We start from the raw sequence: 4578 nt of genomic DNA, 5'->3' as shown, positions 1-4578 counted from the left end.
CAGGCCACCACCAAGGCCTTTCATTATGCCTCGCTTAAACAGCTGCAGGAGCATATAAAGGATTATCTGTGGGCGTATAACAGCGCTCGTCCATTGCGCGCCTTAAAAAGGGCAAACACCGATTGGCTTTATCCTCGGGCAATGGCATAAACAGCCACAGCTCTTTTTAACCGATCCTAACCCCTTCTTCCCGGGACCTAACATGTGATCCTTTCCTAAGTGTTATGGGCTACAAGGAGCTATTAAACTCCTAGGTTAGGCTGAGATCAGTAAGGATCTATACAACACTACTATCCAAACCTTTGTACTCAGCTATCCAAGGCTTGGTGACGACTAATAGCTTCGCTAACAAACGACCTCAATTAGGGTCTGTAAGGGAGCACGCCAACTTGTCGGCGGCTCAATCTATACATCGGGTGCTATAAAATTGTCATATGTCCTTTCGTACGTGGCTAACTGAAAAAGCTGCTGTATTTTCTGCCTGTTTTTACGACTTCAGACAAATTAACAGCTGGGTACATCCAGCCAGGTATCCAGTCTCGCTCTACATTAGCAGAAGTAATCAGACCGTCTCTCTGTACGGATTTGCACAAGCCGAGCTTTAACGTCAATTACATTTAGATCAGAAAGATGACGGAAGAATAACGGCCGTTGCTTTTCCAATTCTTGAAAAGAGTATCGACTAGCTCTAAACAGGGGTAGCTTCAGAAAACAGACCGTAAGTACGTTAAGCCAGTGTAAGCAGCCGCGGCAGCCCGTATCCGTCAGCTCCGATACCAACATCCTTCTTCCTCAGCTGGACGTATAGCCAGCAGTTGAGTTACTAGCCGCCGTTTCAGGAGAAGCAGACCGGGTAAATGCTCTAGACGTCCGAGCGGCCTATCAGAAAGCAGCGCGCGTCATGCTTTTACTAGAAATGCACCCTCGCGCTTGGAATATGGAACGCTTCGCCAATTTTCGTCACATAGCATCAAAGCAAGACGCTTTTAGCACTCAGATGCCTGGGCTACAGCAGTCACCCGCTTAATGCTTCCTGTCCATTGGATGAGCACATACCTATGCCCTACGATCGCTACCCGTTATCTTCCATCCGCATTCCTGGCCCCTCATTGTTCGATAGCGAACCCAGCACCCCCGATACCGAGCATCATTCTGCTGTTGCGACGTCTTCCGCCAATTCGTCCCAAACTGGACAATCGCTGTCTCTCCATGAAAGTGGCCTAAACACAAATCGTACGTCTAGGTCGCCCTCGTCAATGAACTCGGCCGGCAGTCCATCGTTATTGGAACATCCACGTACATCCGCGGCACAAGCTAAGTTGAATGATTTTCGCGCTTCGCTGCATGAAACTGACCACGCCCGTTTCGACGGCATTCGCAATACTATTGACCAGGCTTATCATCAGTGGCGCAGCAGGGCTGACAGAGTTGATTTACCAGCATTTGATGATGAAGTAGCTATACGCACTATGGAACTGACGGAATATGGTTACAATGCTGAACGCCTCGAAAAGTTAGAAGAAAAAGCCAAGCGGTTGGATGAATGGGCAGATAAGGTCGTTGGCGGCGCCAAATCAACTCCATTCGCTGTAGCCAGCGTTCTCACTGATCTGCTGCCGGCACTGAGCGGCGGTAGCCGCATAACGGACCCATACATCAAGGGTTACATCGCGGGCAGCGTGAGTGCGATCTTCGATACGGCTGGTAGTGAGGCCTTGAGTCGTGCGGTGCATGACGCCTGGTGGCTACGCGTCAATGCAGGGGATCAGACCCCCAATCTTCAGTACAACCCTGAGACCAAAACGGTCCACGTCAGCCATCACCCCGGCGAAATGTCAGCGGTAATGCAAAAGGCGGTGGAAAACCTGGATGCGGACATTGGGTTGCCAACGAAAGTAGGTCAGGCCGCCTTGTCGTTTCAGTCGTACACGGCACGAAACGTTGCCCGGACGGGTATTTCACCTAGCGCCGCACTATTGACGAGTGAAAAAACCGTTTCCCAAATTGATACTGGCGTAGCCGCCGTTGGCGGGATACTGGCGGGCGCGGCGGCCTACCGTATCCTCGGGCATTTCGCCCACAAAAATGGACTGGCAGGCTTCTCAGCGCTGTTGAGCCGTCGTGACTACCTGGATCGGCTAGAGCACCTGGAAAAAATCACTCTGGCCCGCCAGGCAAAGGGTGCCTTAGTTCGCACCGCAAAGTTACCGATCGATATGCTAACCGATGGCACCGATGCATTGCAGTCAGTGTTCCGGCCGGAAAACCTTACTGCTGCGCTTGGTCCGCTGGCCGGTGGGATCGCCGCCATTGCGCTCGCCAAAACCAAGGCCACCGCTTTTGCTGCGCAAAGAAACTTCTCCACGGCAAGCGGACTGGCATTCACTCAACTGGTGGGAACGCTAACAATGATACCCGTACTCGGGGCTTGGCCAGCGGCTTCGATGATCATTAATCACTACAAGAAACCGGCTGCTAAGTTTATCCATCAACGCTTTCATCAGCAGCCTGCCGGTATCGGCGGTTCAGGGATGGCCAACTTCGGTGCGGAGGTTATTTCCGGAACGCAAACGCTCAACCAAATGCCCCGCATGGGAATGGACGAGGCTCGCAATACATCAGGCGAGGTGCGTACCCGGCTTGGTCATCCACCTACCTCATTATCTCGGGAAGAAGTGTAAGCCTAGGTTCGGAAGGAAACTGCACGGTCCGCTGTTCGCTCCTGTGCGCCATTGAGCAAAAAAGCCTGTTGATATTCCCGGACACTAACAATGATCTGATACGTTACCACATGTTTAGTAAAATCGACCTGTCCATCATCTGGCAACGGTGTGGCTTGGCCAATCACCAAGGCTTGGCTGTGCAGCTCTGCTACATGCGCTTTCCCGGCATTATGCTCACGGTGGAAGAGCAGCTGTTCCCGCCGTTGCTGAGTCTGGTCGCAATACAATTGAAGGTGCCACTCGAAGCCTGAACGAGTTACGGCCAGCAGGCCGAGACGCGCCGCTAGTACCCTCTGGAATTTCAATTTGTCTTTGGCTTCCAGCCGTTCACAACACGGCACTACCGCCCTAGCGTGTACAGTCTTGATGAAGTTAGGTTATGGAAGTCTAACGTGTAACACCGTGCTGTTAGGCGCTGTTATTGCTGTCAGCAATGCTCATCATGTCATCCCAATTCTGTTCGATCTTCAGTATTCGGCCTGGTTTATTCGCCAGAAAACAGATTCTCCGTGTCTGCTAGACGAAGAAATAGTTCATCTATATACCTGCATACCTGCATACCTGCATACCTGCATACCTGCATACCTGCATACCTGGCTAAAGACTTATCAGCGAGTTGGCCCCTGCTTCTGCTATATCTTTCAGCTTCTTAAGGGCTTTGGCGGGCTAACGTGCAGTCGGGCAGCCAACCCCTGTTTTCTCGATGCGGTTGACGCGGTCGACAGCGGGCTCATGTTGCCGGACGAAGGCGGTATGTGGTCAATACTCAAGGAAGGAAGTTTGGTAGCGATGGTATTTTCATTTTTATTCAGTGCGTGGGTGTTATTGCTTGCGTGGCGACAATTGGCGATCAGGCTCCATTGGACTTCGTTGCGCCAGCGGTTAAGTTTGTCTGCAAAGTCGAGTCTGCTAGCCTGAGCCCTTTATGGCAAACGGTGGTAAGCATGGCGGGGGTACCAGCTCTCGAACCAGCGCAGGACATTGATCGAAGATCATTGTTTCTCTACTTTAGGTTCTGTATGAAAAATATCAGATGTCCAGATATGAGCTATCTGAACTGACTGCTTAACCGCTTGATTTTACGTATCGAACAGAAGCCCAAAATGAATCGATAAGCAGGTGAATAGAATTTTCAGACAGAACCTAGTGTGATGTCTCGTAAATTGCATACATAACTATCTGCCCCGTGCCATCGCTGCACGCGCTACGCTGGCCAGGATGTCATCCGCCTTCTTGTGCCAGCGGAACGGCTTAGGATCCTGGTTGTAAGTTTCCAGGTAATGCTCGATGGAAGACTCCAGATCCTCCACGCTAGTATGGGCCTGACGCTTTATCCATTTCTCGCTCAAGGCTGAAAAGAAACGTTCGACCAGGTTCAGCCAGGATGCCAGGGTCGGCGTAAAATGCACCTGGTAGCGCGAGCGTGCTGCCAACCAGGCCTTGATCCTGTCGGTCTTGTGTGTAGCGTAGTTGTCCATGATCAGATGAATTGGCATTTTCTGTGGTAAGACCGCATCGATTTCTTGGAGGAAATCGAGAAACTCGGTACTGCGATGGCGACGCTTCAGGCGCCCGATCACTTCCCCGGTAGCCACATCCAGAAGTAGTGCCGTGGCGTTCATAGTTATGAGTTCGGGTCGCTGGGTAGTCCAGAGACAGCGCAGTGCCTGGCTGTGTCCGGTTCAACGCCTGGATCTGGCTTTTCTCGTCAATACAGAGCACGACTGCCTTGTCTGGCGGATTCAGATACAGGCCGACAATATCCTGAACCTTGTCGACGAAGTTCGGGTCGCCCGATAGCTTAAAGGTTCGTCCAGAGGCGGCTTGAGCCCGAATGCATGCCAGATGCGCTGCA

The 4578-nt window shown here is 51.7% G+C and carries 3 protein-coding genes and 1 pseudogene; 3 read left to right on the top strand and 1 reads right to left on the bottom strand.

What is annotated here, in order from left to right; all coding sequences use genetic code 11:
- The 3 genes from IEX86_RS25890 to IEX86_RS25885 all read left to right on the top strand — a co-directional run.
- Positions 1 to 150, top strand: a 150-nt coding sequence (locus IEX86_RS25890) for an IS3 family transposase (RefSeq protein WP_188868732.1), incomplete at its 5' end; no start/stop codon positions are given.
- A 1169-nt stretch (positions 151 to 1319) separates the two neighbouring features.
- A complete protein-coding gene (locus IEX86_RS24345; protein WP_188868731.1) occupies positions 1320 to 2681 on the top strand; it encodes a hypothetical protein in 1362 nt (453 codons plus the stop codon).
- A gap of 68 nt (positions 2682 to 2749) precedes the next feature.
- Positions 2750 to 2974 (top strand): DUF4158 domain-containing protein, encoded by a 225-nt coding sequence (locus IEX86_RS25885; RefSeq protein ID WP_188868730.1) that lies wholly within the window; start codon positions 2750 to 2752, stop codon positions 2972 to 2974.
- A 924-nt stretch (positions 2975 to 3898) separates the two neighbouring features.
- On the opposite strand, the pseudogene IEX86_RS24335 reads toward IEX86_RS25885, so the two are convergent.
- A pseudogene (locus tag IEX86_RS24335) lies at positions 3899 to 4578 on the bottom strand (IS630 family transposase); the annotation flags it as partial.

It is taken from the genome of Pseudomonas asuensis, assembly GCF_014646755.1.
Classification (GTDB): domain Bacteria; phylum Pseudomonadota; class Gammaproteobacteria; order Pseudomonadales; family Pseudomonadaceae; genus Chryseomonas; species Chryseomonas asuensis.
The sequence above is the reverse complement of the archived record's forward strand: the minus strand, read 5'-3'. Positions and strand labels throughout refer to the sequence as shown.